The organism is Methylobacterium mesophilicum (assembly GCF_022179445.1).
In the GTDB taxonomy this organism is placed as follows: Bacteria; Pseudomonadota; Alphaproteobacteria; order Rhizobiales; family Beijerinckiaceae; genus Methylobacterium; species Methylobacterium mesophilicum.
In genome coordinates this window covers 124,188-138,825 of sequence record NZ_BPQU01000011.1, presented here as the reverse complement: position 1 = coordinate 138,825, position 14,638 = coordinate 124,188, and the positions used below count along the sequence as shown (strand labels likewise).

Here is a 14,638-nt window from a genome sequence, read left to right as displayed (position 1 = left end):
GTCCGTCGGCTCATAAAAATCGACGCGCTTTTCCGGCCGGTTTGACGCACAGTGCCGCGGCTGCCCGTTGGGCGGCCTCGCCGCGTCCCGGGCTGCGTCCACCGCATCCGCGCGACCGGCGCTGCACATCACCGCGAGGCAAGATCCCCGTACGATAACAGTCGGCGGGTGGGCGGGCGCCGGGCCCGCGGAGCCAGGGAGAACGCCCATGCCGTCAGATATCGAGATCGCCCGCGCCGCGACCCTGAAGCCGATCGCGCAGGTCGCCGAGAAGCTCGGCATCCCGGACGAGGCGCTGCACAATTACGGCAAGCACATCGCCAAGCTCGACCACGGCTACATCGCCGGGCTCGAGGGCAAGGCGCCCGGCAAGCTCGTGCTGGTGACGGCGATCTCGCCGACGCCCGCGGGTGAGGGCAAGACCACCACCACGGTGGGCCTCGGCGACGCGCTGAACCGCATCGGCCAGAAGACCATGATCTGCCTGCGCGAGCCCTCGCTCGGCCCTTGCTTCGGCATGAAGGGCGGGGCGGCCGGCGGCGGCAAGGCCCAGGTCGTGCCGATGGAGCAGATCAACCTGCACTTCACGGGCGACTTCCACGCCATCACGTCGGCCCACAGCCTCGCGGCCGCCCTGATCGACAACCACGTCTACTGGGCGAACGAGCTCAACATCGACGTGCGGCGGATCCACTGGCGCCGGGTCGTCGACATGAACGACCGGGCCCTGCGCCAGATCACCCAGTCGCTCGGCGGCGTCGCCAACGGCTTCCCCCGGGAGGACGGGTTCGACATCACGGTCGCCTCCGAGGTGATGGCGGTGTTCTGCCTCGCCAAGGACCTCGCCGACCTCGAGGAGCGCCTGGGCCGGATCGTCATCGCCGAGACCCGCGACCGCAAGCTCGTCACGCTCAAGGACGTGAAGGCCACCGGCGCCATGACGGTGCTGCTCAAGGACGCCCTGCAGCCGAACCTGGTGCAGACGCTCGAGGGCAACCCGGCCCTGATCCACGGCGGCCCGTTCGCCAACATCGCCCATGGCTGCAACTCGGTGATCGCCACCCGGGCCGGCCTGCGGCTGGCCGACTACACCGTGACCGAGGCCGGGTTCGGCGCCGACCTCGGCGCGGAGAAGTTCCTGGACATCAAGTGCCGGCAGGCCGGCCTGAGCCCCTCGGCGGTCGTGGTCGTGGCCACGATCCGCGCGCTCAAGATGCATGGCGGCGTCGACAAGAAGAGCCTCGGGGCCGAGAACGTCGGCGCCCTGGAGAAGGGCTTCGCCAACCTCGCCCGGCACGTCACCAACCTGCGCGGCTTCGGCCTGCCCGTGGTGGTCGCGGTCAACCACTTCCATGCGGATACCGACGCCGAGCATGCCCGGCTGAAGGAGCTGTGCCGGGAGCGCCTCGACGTCGAGGCGATCACCTGCCGCCACTGGGCCGAGGGCGGCGCCGGCGCCGAGGAGCTGGCCCGCGCGGTGGTGAAGCTCGCCGCCGCCGAGCCGGCGCCGATCCGCTACGCCTACGAGACCGAGGCGCCGCTTTCGGAAAAAATCCGGGCGATCGCCACCAAGCTGTACGGCGCCGCCGACATCCAGATCGAGACCAAGGCCGCGGGCAAACTCGCCACCTTCGAGAAGGACGGCTACGGCCACCTGCCGATCTGCATGGCCAAGACCCAGTACTCGTTCTCCACCAACCCGAGCCTGATGGGCGCCCCCGAGGGCCACGTGGTCGGGGTGCGCGACGTCCGGCTCTCGGCCGGTGCCGGCTTCGTGGTGGCGATCTGCGGGGAGATCATGACCATGCCGGGCCTGCCCCGGGTGCCCGCCGCCGACACGATCCGGCTGGATGCCGACGGGCAGATCGACGGGTTGTTCTGACGGCGGCGCGCGCCGCCTTCAACCAGAGATCGGCGCCAGGCCGCGCGGAACCGTTTCCCAGGGATTCAGCAGGGGCACACCTGTCGCCGAGAAGTCGGCGACGTTGCGCGTCACCACCGTCATCCCGTGGACGAACGCCGTCGCGGCAATGAATCCGTCACGGTAGGAGCGGGGGTCCAGGACGTGCAGGCGCGCGCTGCACCGGGCGACGGCCCCGTCGACGGGCAGCACGCGGTCGGCGAAGGCCGGCAGGACGTTCTCCTCCAGCCACGCCCGCAGGCGTGCTCCCTGGCTCGGATCTCTTCGCTCCAGCTGCAGGACCCCGATCTCCAATTCTTGGACGACGATCGCCGAGAGGAAGAGGTCGCGCGCGGGTACCGCGCTTGCCCAGGCTGTGACCCGCGGATCGGCCCTCCCGGTCCTCGCCTTGCGCAGCTCCGACACGACGTTGGTGTCGAGCAGGAACATCAGGAGAAGTCGGCTGCTCTCGGCCGGTCACCGGAGCGTGGGAACTCGATCTCGACGTCCTCGACGCCGGCCGGCCAACCTAGAGCCTCCACGATGCTGGGCTCCTGTCCCGTGAGGCGCCTGTAGTCGGCGATGCTGAGCAGGACGTGCGCAGGCTTGCCGCGATCCGAGATGAACACCGGTCCCTCGGCCGCGGCCTTCTTGGCGCGTCCGGTATCCTGATTGAATTCCCGGCTGGTGAGTGTGGTGATGGCCATGCGCGACGCCCCTCAACAGACTCGTCCGTCTCTGTAGGAACGTTACTACAAACTGGTTGGTCGCGCCACCGCTCCCTTCCGCAAGGCTCCGCCCCGCATCCGCAAAAGGTCCCGGACCTTTTGAATGCGAGACTTTCGAGCCTCACCCCGCCCCGAACAGCGCCTTGGCCAGCCGCGAATGGTCCTCGCGCAGGCGACCCGTATCCACACCCAGCGGCTCACCGTCGATCACCCGCCAGCGGCCGGCCACCATCACCCGGTCGGCCCGGGTCGCGCCGCACAGGACCAGGGCGGCCAGCGGATCGTGGGCGCCGGAGAAGCGCAGCTCGTCCAGGGTGAACAGGGCGAGGTCGGCCTCCAGGCCCGGCGCGATCCGGCCGATATCGGAGCGTCCCAGGCAGGCGGCCGAACCCTGCGTGGCCCAGCGCAGGGCATCGAGATGGGTCACGGCCTCGGCCCCGTAGGTGAGCCGGCTCAGCATCAGCGCGTGCCGCACCCCCTCCATGAGGTTGGAGCTGTCGTTGGACGCCGAGCCGTCGACCCCGAGTCCCACGGGCGAGCCCGCCGCCTCCAGCTCGCAGGTGCGGCAGCGGCCCGAGGCCAGGGTCATGTTCGAGGTCGGGCAATGGCACACGCCGACCCCGGCCTTGCCGAGCCGGGCGACCTCGGCGTCATTGAAGTGGATGCCGTGGGCGAGCCAGACCCGGTCGGTCATCCAGCCGACCCGTTCCAGGTAGTCCACGGGCCGGCAGCCGAACATCGACAGGCAGTAGCCGTCCTCGTCCAGCGTCTCGCCGAGATGGGTGTGCAGGCGGCAGCCGTGCCGGGCGGCCAGCTCCGCGCTCTCGCGCATCAGCCGCTCGGTCACCGCGAAGGGCGAGCACGGCGCCAGGCCGATCTGCACCATCGCCCCGGGGGCGGGGTCGTGGAACAGGTTCAGAACCCGCTCGCAGTCCGAAAGAATCGTGTCGTCGTCCTGCGTCAGCGTCTTGGGGGGCAGGCCGCCCTCCCGGTCGGACAGGCTCATCGAGCCCCGGGTCACGGCGGCCCGGATCCCGAGGCTCCGGGCCTCCTCGACCTGGACGTCCACCGAATCCTCCAGCCCCTCCGGGAACAGGTAATGGTGGTCGCCCGCCGTGGTGCAGCCCGAGAGCAGCAATTCGGTATAGGCCACCCGGGTGGCGAGGCGGAACGCCTCCGGGGTGATCCGGCCCCAGACCGTGTAGAGCGCCTTCAGCCACGGGAAGAGCGGCTTGTTGATCGCCAGCGGGTGGGCCCGGGTGAGGGTCTGGAAGGCGTGGTGGTGGGTGTTGATCAGCCCCGGGACGACCACGTGGCGCGAGGCGTCGAAGGTCTCGTCCACCGGGGAGGCCGGCCGGGCGCCCGCCCCGACGATCTCGACGATCCGGCTGCCCTCCACCACGAGGCCGCCCCCGGCCCCCTGCGCCAGGATGGCCAGCGGATCGCGGATCCAGACCCGGCGGCCCGGTGCCTCGGCGTCGCGCATGCTGTTCCCCTCGGGTCCCGACCTCGCACCGGACCGGTATCGGACCCGGCGCGGCGGCCGGCAAGCCCCGGAAGGGTCCGGGGCGGCTGTCTCGCGGGCCGGCACCCCCGGGCTTGACGCTCCCGGGCGGCGCTGAGACATGTCAGCGGGACTGACCTTCTTATCGTCCGGTCCGCCCCAAGAGATGGCCTGCTCCAAGAGATGGCCTGCCCCAAGAGATGGCCTGCCCCAAGTGATGGCCTGCCCCAAGTGATGGCCTGCCCCAAGTGATGGTCTGCTCCAAGTGACGGTCTGCTCCAAGTGACGGTCTGCCCCCCGTGACGTCATCGGTTCAGCGCGACGGAATGCACGTCTCCGGGCTCCCCGCCGCGGCGCCCCGTCGGCCGGACGGCGCGGCCGCGGCCCCCGCGCACGCCCTCGGCAGCGACGACCTGATCGAGCTGCTGTTCTTCGCCTACCGGGACTTCGTCGGCGACCCCGACCGGATCCTCGCCGCCTACGGCTTCGGCCGGGCGCATCACCGGGTGCTGCACTTCGTCGACCGCTATCCGGGGCTGACCATCGCGGAGCTGCTCGACATCCTGCGGATCACCAAGCAGAGCCTCAACCGGGTGCTGAAGGACCTGATCGGGCAGGGCTACGTCACCCAGAAGACCGGACCGAGCGACCGCCGCCAGCGCCTGCTGTACTGCACCCAATCCGGGGCCGAGCTGGCCGCCGACCTCACCCGCGTCCAGGCCCGGCGCCTGGCCCGGGCGCTCGCCGCGCCGGACGCGCTGGGCTCCCCGGAGGATTTTTTGATGGCGATGATCGAGCCCGAGGATCGGCCCGCGGTCCGGCGCCTGATGGCCCGGCGCGGGCCGACCGGCGGTGGCGGCGCGTGACGGCCGCCCCCCGGGCCGACTTGCCCGACGCGGCGCCGCACGTCCTCGTGGTCGACGACGACCGCCGTCTGCGCGAACTGCTCGCCCGCTACCTGACCGATCAAGGGTTTCGCGTCACCGTGGCGGCCAGCGCCGCCGAGGCCCGGGCCCGGGCCCAGAGCGTCGTGTTCGACGCGATGGTGCTCGACGTGATGATGCCCGGCGAGAACGGCTTCGACTACGCCCGCAGCGTCCGCGAGACCTCCCGGGTGCCGATCCTGATGCTCACTGCCCGCTCCAACCCGAACGACCGGGTGATGGGCCTCGAGATCGGCGCCGACGACTACCTACCCAAGCCGTTCGAGCCCCGGGAGCTGACGCTCCGGCTCAGCAACATCATCAAGCGCAGCGACCACCCGCGCGAGGCGGCGGCCGAGTCGGTGACCTTCGGGCCGTTCGCGTTCCGCATCGACCGGGGCGAATTGCGCCGGGACGACGCGCTGATCCGGATCACGGACCGGGAGCGCGAGATCCTGACGATCCTGGCCGCGGCCGGGGGCGCCAACGTCGAGCGCGAGCAACTCGCCGGCTCCGGAGGCGCCGCCGCCGAGCGCACGGTCGACGTGCAGATCAACCGCCTGCGCCGCAAGACCGAGGTCGACCCCGCCAACCCGGTCTTCCTGCAGACGGTGCGGGGCGTCGGCTACCGACTCGCGGTGGATTGATCCGGGTCCGTCACACCACCCGCGGCTCGCCCGGCTTCAGTTTCAGCCCCTTGGACACCCGGGTGGAGAGGCTGCCCACGACGGCGACCGCGACCGGCCCCTCGGCCAGCGCACGGACCGCCGCCAGGGCGGCCTCGGCGTTGGGCTTCATCACCGCGTAGACCAGGGGAGCGGGTTTGGGACTCGACCGGCCGCGGCCGCCGGATCGCTCCGCGGTCACGGACACTAGGAAGGTCGTGTAGCGGCTCCGGGCGCGTCCAGGCATGTCTCAGCATGTGGCATGTCGGCTAATCATCACCAACGTCCCACCTCCCGGACGGGCCGGAACGGAGAACGCGGATGCGCGGCACAGGGCGAATCGCGTGCCGCGAGCGGCCGCCCCGCCTCGCCTTACCCCATCCGGCGGCACCCGCGACGGATTTCGCGCGCGAACCCTGCGGCTTTGTGTCGAGGACGCGCGATCAAGGGCGTTCCGGGGGGCCCGTCGGCGCGTCAGGCCAGGGCGAGGTCGAGACCCGGCAGCGACAGCCCCGCGAGCCGGGTGCTCCAGACCTGCCCGGGCGCCACCGGCAGGGCGTCGGTGAGCGTCCCGGTCGTAACGATCTCGCCGGGCGCGAGCGGCGGGCTCGCAGGATCGTTAGCCAGAACATCAACGAGATGGCCCAGCGCCGCCAGGGGGCCGCCGCCGAGCACGTTGCGGGCACTGCCCCGGTCGGCGATCGCGCCGTCGCGTAGCAGATCGACCGAGAAATTCGCCAGCGCATCGACCCAGGCGGGCGCCGAATCCGGGGTGAGCGGCACCCGCTCGCCCAGCACCAGCAGGCCGTGCAGCCCGAACGCCGCCACGGTGTCGGGGGCGGCGAAGCGCCAGCCGGGAAACAGCGACTGCACGAGCTCGAACCCGGGCGCCATCCAGTCGAGGCAGCCGATCAGGGCGGCCGGGTCCATGCCGGGCTCGGGCGCCCGGGCCAGCCCGAACACGATCTCCGGCTCGATCCGCGGCTCGACCAGGGCGGCGAGCGGCACCGGGCCGGTCAGGTCGGCGCGTGCCCGGAGCGTCGTGTCGTAGACGTGCCCCCAGATCGGCGCGCGGACCCCGTAGGTCTCCCAGAGCGTCGTGTTGGTGAAGCCGATCTTGCGGCCCACCGGCCGCTCGCCCCGCGCCGCGCGCAGGCGCCGCACCTCCCCGGCGACCCGGTAGGCGGCGGGCAGGTCCAGGCCGGCATCCCAGCCGGTCAGGGGCGCGATCTGGCGGCGATGCTCGTGGGCCGCCAGGATGGTGCGGGCATGGGTGGCGGCGGGGACGGGATCGCTCATCCCCGGAGCTGTAGCATGGCGGCCGGCGGCGAGGCGCTACCAGACCAGCCGCTCGATCACCGCGTCCGGATGCACGGCCTGGCGCCCGAGCCATTCGGCGACGTCGCCGAGGCGGTGGTGTTCGGCCGAGACGCCGAGTTCCTCCGCGTGGATGCCGCGGGCCACCAGCAGGCTGGCGATGCCGAAGCCCCGGGCGCCGGCGATGTCGGTGCGGATCGCGTCGCCGATCGCCATCACGCGGCCCGGGTCCACCGGCGCGCCCGCGAGGTCGGCGGCCTTGGCGAGCGCCGCCTCGTAGACCGGGCGGTGGGGCTTGCCGGCGTAGATGACGGCGCCGCCGAGTTCGGCATAGGCCGCCGCGAGCAGGCCCGCGCAGGGGATCAGCCGGTTGCCGCTCTCGACCACGAGGTCGGGATTGGCGCAGATCAGGGTCAGCCCCCGGGCCGCCAGGCGCATGAGTTCGTCGCGGTAATCGTCCGCGGTCTCGCTGCGGTCGTCGAACAGGCCGGTGCAGACCACGAGGTCGGCCTCCACCTCCGGGACGAGGCTGAGGTCGAGGCCCTGGAAGATGCCGAGGTCGCGCTCGGGCCCGAGATGCCGGATCCGAGCGCCCGGGCGCTCGGCGATCAGCCCGCGGGTGAGGTCCCCCGAGGTCAGGATCGCGTCGTAGGCTTCGCGCGGCACGCCGAACCGGTCGAGGATCCGGCCGACGCCGTCCCCGGGCCGCGGCGCGTTCGAGACCAGGATCACCCGGCGCGGCCGCGCCCCCGGCAGGCCGCGGTACCGGATCAGCGCCTCGCCGGCCGGGACATGGGCCTTCTGGCCGTCATGCAGCACGCCCCAGACGTCGCAGAGGAGCAGATCGTAGCGCTCCGCCACCTGCGCGAGGCCGTCGAGGGTCGGGATCGGTGCGGTCATGGAGGGGTCCGGTCACGGTTTCGAAAGGTCCGGGACCTTTTGCGGGTCCAGGGCCGCGCCCTGCAAGCCTCCGGGCGAGCGAGAGTTACCGCGGCCCGAGCCGGTGCTCGGCGAAGAAGTCGAGCATCGCCCGCGACGCGTCGGGCCCGTCGGCATCGGTGTAGCTGCCCTCGGGGCGGCCGCCCGACCACGCATGGCCGGCGCCGCGGACCCGCCAATCCTCGACCACGACCCGGCCGGCCTCGTCCCGGAAGCGCGTGCGGGTGAAGGGATGGCCGCGATCCTCGAAGGTCTCGGAGCGGGCGGTCAGGCCGGCGACGTTGGCCTGGGCCAGAACCTGGTCGGCGTTGCGCACGCTGACGGTGCCGTCGTCCTCGCCGTGGAACACGATGGTGGGGATGCGCTGCCCGACGGGCGCGGCGCCGAAGGACGCCGCGGTGCCGAGGCCGGGCGCGCCGACCTGCATGGCCATCAGCGCCGAGCCGAGATCCCGGGCACAGCCCGCGGCCAGGCCCGAATGCACCCCCACGGCGGCGTAGAGGTCCGGATAAGCCCGGGCGATGTTCAGGGCGGCCGCGCCGCCCGCGGACATGCCGGCGATGTAGACGCGGGCCGGGTCGATCGCGTGGTCCGCCATCACGGCCCGGGTGAGCCCCGCGATGATCGCGGCCTCGCCGGATTCCCGGCGCTGGTCGCGCGGCTCGTACCAGTTCCAGCAGCGCTGGACATGGGCCTGCCGGCTCTGGCCCGGATAGGCGACGAAGATGCCGGCGCGCTCGGCCAGCACGTTCATGCCGGTGCCGGCGGCGAAATCGTCCGGGTTCTGCATGCAGCCGTGCAGCATCACGATCAGCGGCGCCGGCTCGGCCGGATTGCCCGGGATGAACAGCTTGTAGTCGCGGCTGCCGGCCGGCTCGGCATGGCTGAGGCCGACGAACCGGCTCTCGGCCGGCGGCTTGCGGGGTGCCGGCTTTCGGGGCGCCGGCGGCCGCGCGGGTCCGCGACGCGGCTGCCCGAACCCCTTCAGCACCGGCGCGAGCCCGCGCACGACCTTGCTGACCGCGTTGCGGACCCGCAGCGCGGGATCGGAGATGGAGTTGCGGGCGAGCTCGGTGCCGGCCGCGCGCCGCGCCGGGGCCGAAGCCTCCGTCCCGGCATGCCCGGGGGGCGCGCTCGATGCATCCGGGGGCTGCTGCGGGGGCTCCTCCGGCGGCGGCGGGGCCGCGTAGCCGCCAAAGCTGCGCTGGATCAGGGCGGTTGCCTCGTCCAGGCGGCCGAGGCTGGTCAGGCGGGTGGCCTCGATCATGTCGGCGAAGGGCGAATGCGTGGCCCGATCGCGGGCGCCGTCCTGCATAGCCTTCAGCTTGCCGAAGGGATCCATGATGGGTGCGCGCTTGGTCACATCAGCGTCCGTGTCGCGGCCGGGATGGCCCGCGGGTCGGCCTATGGTGCGATGCAATAGAGGCCGATGTGCGATGCGGCAAGGCCGGTCAGGCCGGGTCGTCGGCGCCGATATACTCGGCCCAGATCGGCGCCGCACCGAGGCTCGCGCGGAAGCTGTCGTGCCTCGCCCGCTCCTCATCCGTAAGGCGGCTCCGGTACGGCCTCGGGGCCGCCGGAGCCGCCTGGACGACGGTCCGGACCGCCGGGCCGGTCTGGGCATCCAGGAGCCCGAGGCTGGTCTGCTTGCCGCCGAGCAACTCGACATAGACCTCCGCCAGGATCTGCGCGTCGAGGAGCGCCCCGTGCTTGGTGCGCCGGCTGGTGTCGATGCCGTAGCGGTTGCACAGGGCGTCGAGGTTGTTGGCCGCGCCCGGGTGCTTGCGCCGGGCCATCGGCAGGGTGTCGACCACGTCGTCCAGCTGGATCGGCGGCGGCGCGTTCGTCCCGAGCCGGGCATATTCCATGTTGAGGAAGCCGACGTCGAACGGCGCGTTGTGGATGACCAGGCGCCCGTCGGCCAGGAAGGCCTGCAGCTCGCCGACGATGTCGGCGAAGACCGGCTTGTCCGACAGGAACGCGTCCGACAGCCCGTGGACGTTGAACGCCCCCTCGGAGACCGCCCGCTGCGGGTTGCAGTAGCGGTGGAAGGTCCGGCCCGTGGGGATGTGGTTGAACAGCTCGACCGCGCCGATCTCGATCAGCCGGTCGCCGTTCCGCGCCTCGGTGCCGGTGGTCTCGGTGTCGAGGACGATCTCACGCAGCATTTTTTTGGGACTCGCATGGTCGGGACGGCCGCCCCCCGGGCGACCGCTCCCGAGACACTCTAGCGTCGATCGTTGAACAATCATGGATGCGAAGGGTCGAGACCTTCTGTGGATCCAGGACGGAGCACGGGGTGCTGTCCCATCAGGGCGCCGCCCTGATCACCCGCCAAAGGGCTGAGCCCTTTGGAAACCCATGGATCGGCGCTTCAGGCCGCCAGGGCCAGCCGCCCCTCGTCCTCGTCGGCCTCGGCCGCCATGAACTGGGCCCGGGCGAGTTCGGCGAAGCGGCCGTTCTGGGCGACCAGCGCGTCGAACGTGCCGGCCTCGACGATCCGGCCTTCGTGGAACACCAGGATGCGGTCGGCGTCCCGGATCGTGGCGAGCCGGTGGGCGATCACGAAGGTGGTGCGCCCCTCCATGACGGCCTCCAGGGCGCCCTGGAGCTTGCGCTCGGTGGCGGCGTCCAGCGCCGAGGTCGCCTCGTCGAGGATCAGGATCGGCGGGTTCTTCAGGAGCGCCCGGGCGATCGAGAGCCGCTGACGCTCGCCGCCGGACAGCGACCGGCCGCGCTCGCCGATCACCGTGTCGAGCCCGTCCTGCTGGCGCGCCATGAAGGCGCCGGCCTGGGCCCGATCGAGGGCGTCGAGCATCTCGGCATCGGTGGCGTCGGGGCAGCCGACCTGCAGGTTCTCGCGGATCGAGCGGGCGAACAGCATCGGCTCCTGGAACACCACGCCGATATTGTGGCGCAGGGACGAGAGGCCGATGTCGCGCACGTCGAGGCCGTCGATGCGGATCGCCCCGGAGGACGGATCGAAGCTGCGGTGCAGGAGGCCCAGCGTCGTCGACTTGCCCGAGCCGGTGGTGCCGACCAGCGCCACGGTCTCGCCCGGGCGGGCCGAGAACGAGACGCCGTCCAGCGCCTTGCGCCGGCCGTCATACGAGAAGGCGACGTCGTCGAAGGTGACCTCGCCCTCGAACCGGGCGACCTGCCGGGCATGGGGGCGGTCGGCCACGGCCGGCACGGTGTCGTAGATCTCGAAGAACTCCGCGATCTTGGGCGCCTGCTGGAACAATCCGTTAACGAAGCCGACCACATGGTCGAGCCGCGCCACGAAGGCGGTGGCCAGGCTCATGAAGGCCACGACCTCGCCCACCGTGGTGGTGCCGGCCTGGTACAGCCAGATGCCGGTGACGAAGATCGCCGTCATGGTGATGGTCGCCGAGGCGCGGGTCGCCACGTTGGCGAGCGCCCACCAGGACAGGACCGGGATCTGCGCGGCGAGCAGGTTGGTGATGATGCCGCGCATCGCGTCCTTCTCGGCCTTGGCGCGGGTGAAGGACTGGATCACCGCGACGTTGCCGAGCGCGTCCGAGGCGTGGGCGGCGAGGCCGGAATTGAATTCCTCGACCTGGCCCTGGAGCGTCTCGGTCCGGCGCATCACGAAGGTGGTCAGCGCCGTGAAGGCGAGCATCAGCACCACCAAGATCGAGCCGAGCTGCCAGTTGATGAACAGGGTCATCGGCAGGAGCACGACCAGCGAGACCAGGGCGACGAGGTGGTCGCGGAAGAAGCCGAGCCACAGCCAGGCCATGCCGTTGGTGCCCTCCAGCATCGCCTTCAGGACCCGGCCGGAATGGTTGGCCGAGTGGAAGGCCAGCGGCAGGTCGAGGACGTGCTCGAAGTAGCTCGCCATCGACGACAGGCGGTTGCGGTGGGCCAGCCGGTCGGCGTGGAGCGCGATGAACACGCCCGCCGCGATGGTGAAGAAGCCGAACGCCACCCAGGCCGCCAGCAGGGGCAGCATCGTGGCCATGGCGTTGCCGCCGCGCTTGAGGTGGGTCAGCTGATCGATGATCCGGCCCATCAGCAGCGGTTCGGCGAAGGCCGCCACCGCCAGCACGACGTTGGTGGCCGCCAAGCCGATGGCCAGCCGCCGATCCGCCTTCAGGAAACCCAGGACCCGCCCGTACAGACGAACCATCGCCACCGCTCCGCCACCCCCGACGCGGCCCGTGTATCCGGGTCTCGCGCCACTTCTTAAGGTCCGTGCGGCGGGCGGCCATCGCCGATTCCGTCGCCAAACCCCTCGCACGACACGGCTTATGCCCGGGCCCGCCTGAACGGGCGATGACGGCCCTATACAGGGTCGAAGCGTCCGCCTTTACGGTTCGTTCAGCAAGATTTCCTAACGCTGTGAATAACCCGGCCGCAAGCCAAAGCCGGGGCGGCTTCTTTACGATTTTGCATCGGGCGCCCAGGGCCATGGATCTCGCAACCGCACTCGGCCTGCTTTCGGGCCTCGGCGTCGTGGTTGGGCTGATCCTGCTCGATGGCGGCCATTTCGGCGCCTACGCGTCGGAGCACGCGGCGGTGGTGGTGTTCGGCGGCGCCACCGCGGCCACGATGATCCGCTTCCCGTTCTCGGTGATCGTGCACGGCCTGCCGATGGGCCTGCGCTACGCCTTCATGATGCGCTCGGTGAAGCCGCAGGAATTGATCGAGGAGATCACCAAGATCGCCGACGTGGTCCGCAAGTCCGGCCCGATCGCGCTGGAGAACATGGAGATCTCCGACCCGTTCCTGGCCCAGGGCGCGCGCTACATCGCCGACGGCTACGACCGGGACTTCATCCGCCACACGATGGAGCGCGACCGCGACAACTTCCTGATGCATCTCGACGAGGGCTCGAAGGTCTACCGGGCCTACGGCGACTGCGCCCCGGCCTGGGGCATGATCGGCACGATCCTCGGCATGGTGGCGATGTTCGCCAACATGTCCGACCCCTCGAAGCTCGGGCCCGCCATGGCGACCGCGCTGCTGGCCACGCTCTACGGCGCCGTGATCGCCAACCTGGTCACCCTGCCGCTCGCCGACAAGCTGCACGTGAAGCTCGAGGAGGAGGACGTCTCCCGCTCGCTGATCATCGACGGCATCCTGATGATCCGCGACCAGAAGAGCCCGACGCTGGTGCGCGAGATGCTGATCGCCTACCTGCCGCACAACCATCGCGAAGCGCTGATGGAACCGGCCGTCTGATATGACCAGACGGAAGCGCGGCGGCGCGCATGGCGGCCACGGCTGGTTCGTGACCTTCGCCGACCTGATGGCGCTCCTGATGAGCTTCTTCGTGATGGTCGCGGCCTATTCGACGCAGGACCAGAAGAAGATGCAGGTGGTCGCCGGCTCGATGCGCGACGCCTTCGGGGTGAACAAGGACTCGAAGTTCGCCGGCATCCTCGAATCCGAGGGCCTGCCGGCGGCCGACCACGTGAAGTACCTGCGCTCCATCCCGCCGGACAAAGCCACGGACCGGACCACGCCGCCCCGGCGCGACCAGAGCAGCGAATTCGGCCTGACCGAGACCGGCGAGCCGGACAATTTCGGCCTCGCGGCGGCCTCCCTGCGGCAGGCGCTGCAGGACATGCCGGACATCGCCGAGCTGTCGAAGAACGTGGTGATCGTCCGGTCCGAGCAGGGCCTCGACCTGTCGATCGTCGACCAGGACGGGCGCTCGATGTTCCCGGACGGCTCGACCCGCCCGAACGAGCGCACCCGGCGCCTGCTCGAGACGCTCGCCCCGACCCTGCGGCAGATGCCGAACCGCATCGCCGTCACGGGCTTCACCGCCACCGAACGGCCGGGCCAGCGCCCGCCGGCGCCGCCCTGGGAGCTGTCGGCCGGCCGGGCGCTCAGCGTGCGGGAGATCCTGGCCGGCGCCGGACTGCAGGACGACCGGTTCGCCTCGGTCTCCGGCAAGGCCGACACCGAGCCGATGTTCCCCGACAACCCCTATCTCGCGGCCAACCGCCGGGTGACGGTGACGCTGATGAAGGAGGCGCCCCCGGTGCCGAACCTGAAGGGGCTGCCGTAGGCGATCCATCGCGGACAGTCAGGGTTTCAAAAGGTCCGCGACCTTTTGCGGGTGCAGGGCAGGGCCCTGCGAACCTGTCTTTCAGCTGGCACCGTACGCTACTTGGCGGTGAGCAGCGCCCAGTAGACCTTGTATTTCGAGCCCGGCGCGTAGGCTGTGGCGATCCCCATCCGTGTCGCCCGGGGGTCGAGCATCGTGGCGTCGTGCGGGGGGCTCTCGCGCCAGCCCGAGAAGGCTTCGGCCAGGGTGTGGTAGCCGGCCGACAGGTTGGCGTTCACCTCGGAGAAGCCGAGCCGCCCGACCGCGGACTTCACGGTCTGCGCCCGGCTCGGCCGGTCGGCGAGCGCCATGGCGGCCACCTCGGCCTCGGCCAGTCGCTGCAGCTCGGGATCCACCGTCAGCGGGCCGGCGCCGCGGTTGCGGCGATAGGACGAGATCATGTCCCGGGCGGCGTCGGTGTCGACATGGGCGGTCTGGCTGGCCAGCGGCAGGTAGATGCTCGGCAGCGCCGCGGTGGTCTGCACGTCGGTGGCGCAGGCGCCGAGCAGTGCCAGCGCCGGGATGCCGGCCGCCGCGAGCAGGCCTCGTCTCAGGTTGCGTCCGCCCACGTTTCCAGATC

Annotated in this window: 15 protein-coding genes; 5 read left to right on the top strand and 10 right to left on the bottom strand. The window is 71.2% G+C overall.

Annotated features, from left to right (window positions below):
* Nucleotides 1-208 precede the first annotated feature (208 nt).
* Nucleotides 209-1,882 (top strand): formate--tetrahydrofolate ligase, encoded by a 1,674-nt coding sequence (locus MFF40_RS13500; RefSeq protein ID WP_147898342.1) that lies wholly within the window; start codon nucleotides 209-211, stop codon nucleotides 1,880-1,882.
* An 18-nt stretch (nucleotides 1,883-1,900) separates the two neighbouring features.
* On the opposite strand, the gene MFF40_RS13495 is transcribed toward MFF40_RS13500, so the two are convergent.
* The 3 genes from MFF40_RS13495 to MFF40_RS13485 all read right to left on the bottom strand — a co-directional run bounded on the left by MFF40_RS13495 (nucleotide 1,901) and on the right by MFF40_RS13485 (nucleotide 4,114).
* Nucleotides 1,901-2,353: a type II toxin-antitoxin system VapC family toxin gene (locus MFF40_RS13495; protein WP_210249492.1), complete on the bottom strand. Its 453-nt coding sequence runs from the start codon at nucleotides 2,351-2,353 to the stop codon at nucleotides 1,901-1,903.
* Nucleotides 2,350-2,607, bottom strand: coding sequence for a type II toxin-antitoxin system prevent-host-death family antitoxin (locus tag MFF40_RS13490; RefSeq protein ID WP_147855178.1), 258 nt, complete (start codon nucleotides 2,605-2,607; stop codon nucleotides 2,350-2,352). Before MFF40_RS13490 ends, MFF40_RS13495 begins: the two co-directional genes overlap by 4 nt.
* 142 nt (nucleotides 2,608-2,749) lie before the next feature.
* Nucleotides 2,750-4,114 carry an 8-oxoguanine deaminase gene (locus MFF40_RS13485; RefSeq protein WP_147857571.1) on the bottom strand — a complete coding sequence of 455 codons (1,365 nt, stop codon included), beginning with the start codon at nucleotides 4,112-4,114 and terminating at the stop codon, nucleotides 2,750-2,752.
* 344 nt (nucleotides 4,115-4,458) lie between these two features.
* Between MFF40_RS13485 and MFF40_RS13480 the strand changes: the two genes are divergently transcribed.
* The gene (locus tag MFF40_RS13480; protein WP_378997173.1) at nucleotides 4,459-4,998 is read left to right on the top strand and encodes a MarR family winged helix-turn-helix transcriptional regulator; all 540 of its coding nucleotides are present in this window, start codon (nucleotides 4,459-4,461) and stop codon (nucleotides 4,996-4,998) included.
* Nucleotides 4,995-5,702, top strand: a complete 708-nt coding sequence (locus MFF40_RS13475) for a response regulator (protein ID WP_147856644.1) — start codon at nucleotides 4,995-4,997, stop codon at nucleotides 5,700-5,702. Before MFF40_RS13480 ends, MFF40_RS13475 begins: the two co-directional genes overlap by 4 nt.
* 10 nt (nucleotides 5,703-5,712) lie before the next feature.
* Here MFF40_RS13475 and MFF40_RS13470 read toward each other — a convergent pair whose 3' ends face one another.
* The 6 genes from MFF40_RS13470 to MFF40_RS13445 form a co-directional block, all read right to left on the bottom strand.
* Complete coding sequence (locus tag MFF40_RS13470) at nucleotides 5,713-5,967, bottom strand: hypothetical protein (RefSeq protein ID WP_147856643.1); 255 nt, start codon at nucleotides 5,965-5,967, stop codon at nucleotides 5,713-5,715.
* Nucleotides 5,968-6,194: 227 nt separating this feature from the next.
* Complete coding sequence (locus tag MFF40_RS13465) at nucleotides 6,195-7,019, bottom strand: 2-keto-4-pentenoate hydratase (protein WP_147898345.1); 825 nt, start codon at nucleotides 7,017-7,019, stop codon at nucleotides 6,195-6,197.
* A 36-nt stretch (nucleotides 7,020-7,055) separates the two neighbouring features.
* Nucleotides 7,056-7,937 (bottom strand): TIGR01459 family HAD-type hydrolase, encoded by an 882-nt coding sequence (locus MFF40_RS13460; protein ID WP_147898346.1) that lies wholly within the window; start codon nucleotides 7,935-7,937, stop codon nucleotides 7,056-7,058.
* A gap of 85 nt (nucleotides 7,938-8,022) precedes the next feature.
* On the bottom strand, nucleotides 8,023-9,291 hold the full coding sequence (locus MFF40_RS13455; protein ID WP_378997174.1) for an extracellular catalytic domain type 1 short-chain-length polyhydroxyalkanoate depolymerase: 1,269 nt from the start codon (nucleotides 9,289-9,291) through the stop codon (nucleotides 8,023-8,025).
* Between the two features lie 136 nt (nucleotides 9,292-9,427).
* Nucleotides 9,428-10,144, bottom strand: coding sequence for a DNA polymerase III subunit epsilon (dnaQ, locus tag MFF40_RS13450; protein WP_147855508.1), 717 nt, complete (start codon nucleotides 10,142-10,144; stop codon nucleotides 9,428-9,430).
* A 206-nt stretch (nucleotides 10,145-10,350) separates the two neighbouring features.
* The gene (locus tag MFF40_RS13445) at nucleotides 10,351-12,135 is read right to left on the bottom strand and encodes a glucan ABC transporter ATP-binding protein/ permease (protein ID WP_147855507.1); all 1,785 of its coding nucleotides are present in this window, start codon (nucleotides 12,133-12,135) and stop codon (nucleotides 10,351-10,353) included.
* A gap of 275 nt (nucleotides 12,136-12,410) precedes the next feature.
* Here MFF40_RS13445 and MFF40_RS13440 point away from each other — a divergent pair, with 275 nt between their 5' ends.
* Together MFF40_RS13440 and MFF40_RS13435 are read left to right on the top strand one after the other, a co-directional pair.
* Entirely contained in the window at nucleotides 12,411-13,184 is a 774-nt protein-coding gene (locus MFF40_RS13440) for a motility protein A (protein ID WP_147855506.1), read from the top strand.
* 1 nt (nucleotide 13,185) lies between these two features.
* Entirely contained in the window at nucleotides 13,186-14,019 is an 834-nt protein-coding gene (locus MFF40_RS13435; protein ID WP_147855505.1) for an OmpA/MotB family protein, read from the top strand.
* Nucleotides 14,020-14,117: 98 nt separating this feature from the next.
* Here the strand turns inward: MFF40_RS13435 and MFF40_RS13430 are convergent, their stop codons facing one another.
* Nucleotides 14,118-14,627: a CAP domain-containing protein gene (locus MFF40_RS13430; RefSeq protein ID WP_187277773.1), complete on the bottom strand. Its 510-nt coding sequence runs from the start codon at nucleotides 14,625-14,627 to the stop codon at nucleotides 14,118-14,120.
* Between the last annotated feature and the right edge of the window lie 11 nt (nucleotides 14,628-14,638).

What these genes read in the sequence shown, in the direction of transcription:
- MFF40_RS13485 (WP_147857571.1), bottom strand. Translation starts at nt 4,114, where the DNA reads ATGCGCGACGCCGAGGCACCGGGCCGCCGGGTCTGGATCCGCGATCCG.
- MFF40_RS13465 (WP_147898345.1), bottom strand. Translation starts at nt 7,019, where the DNA reads ATGAGCGATCCCGTCCCCGCCGCCACCCATGCCCGCACCATCCTGGCG.
- MFF40_RS13480 (WP_378997173.1), top strand. Translation starts at nt 4,459, where the DNA reads ATGCACGTCTCCGGGCTCCCCGCCGCGGCGCCCCGTCGGCCGGACGGC.
- MFF40_RS13470 (WP_147856643.1), bottom strand. Translation starts at nt 5,967, where the DNA reads ATGCCTGGACGCGCCCGGAGCCGCTACACGACCTTCCTAGTGTCCGTG.
- MFF40_RS13435 (WP_147855505.1), top strand. Translation starts at nt 13,186, where the DNA reads ATGACCAGACGGAAGCGCGGCGGCGCGCATGGCGGCCACGGCTGGTTC.
- dnaQ (WP_147855508.1), bottom strand. Translation starts at nt 10,144, where the DNA reads ATGCTGCGTGAGATCGTCCTCGACACCGAGACCACCGGCACCGAGGCG.
- MFF40_RS13460 (WP_147898346.1), bottom strand. Translation starts at nt 7,937, where the DNA reads ATGACCGCACCGATCCCGACCCTCGACGGCCTCGCGCAGGTGGCGGAG.
- MFF40_RS13455 (WP_378997174.1), bottom strand. Translation starts at nt 9,291, where the DNA reads ATGCAGGACGGCGCCCGCGATCGGGCCACGCATTCGCCCTTCGCCGAC.
- MFF40_RS13440 (WP_147855506.1), top strand. Translation starts at nt 12,411, where the DNA reads ATGGATCTCGCAACCGCACTCGGCCTGCTTTCGGGCCTCGGCGTCGTG.
- MFF40_RS13490 (WP_147855178.1), bottom strand. Translation starts at nt 2,607, where the DNA reads ATGGCCATCACCACACTCACCAGCCGGGAATTCAATCAGGATACCGGA.
- MFF40_RS13500 (WP_147898342.1), top strand. Translation starts at nt 209, where the DNA reads ATGCCGTCAGATATCGAGATCGCCCGCGCCGCGACCCTGAAGCCGATC.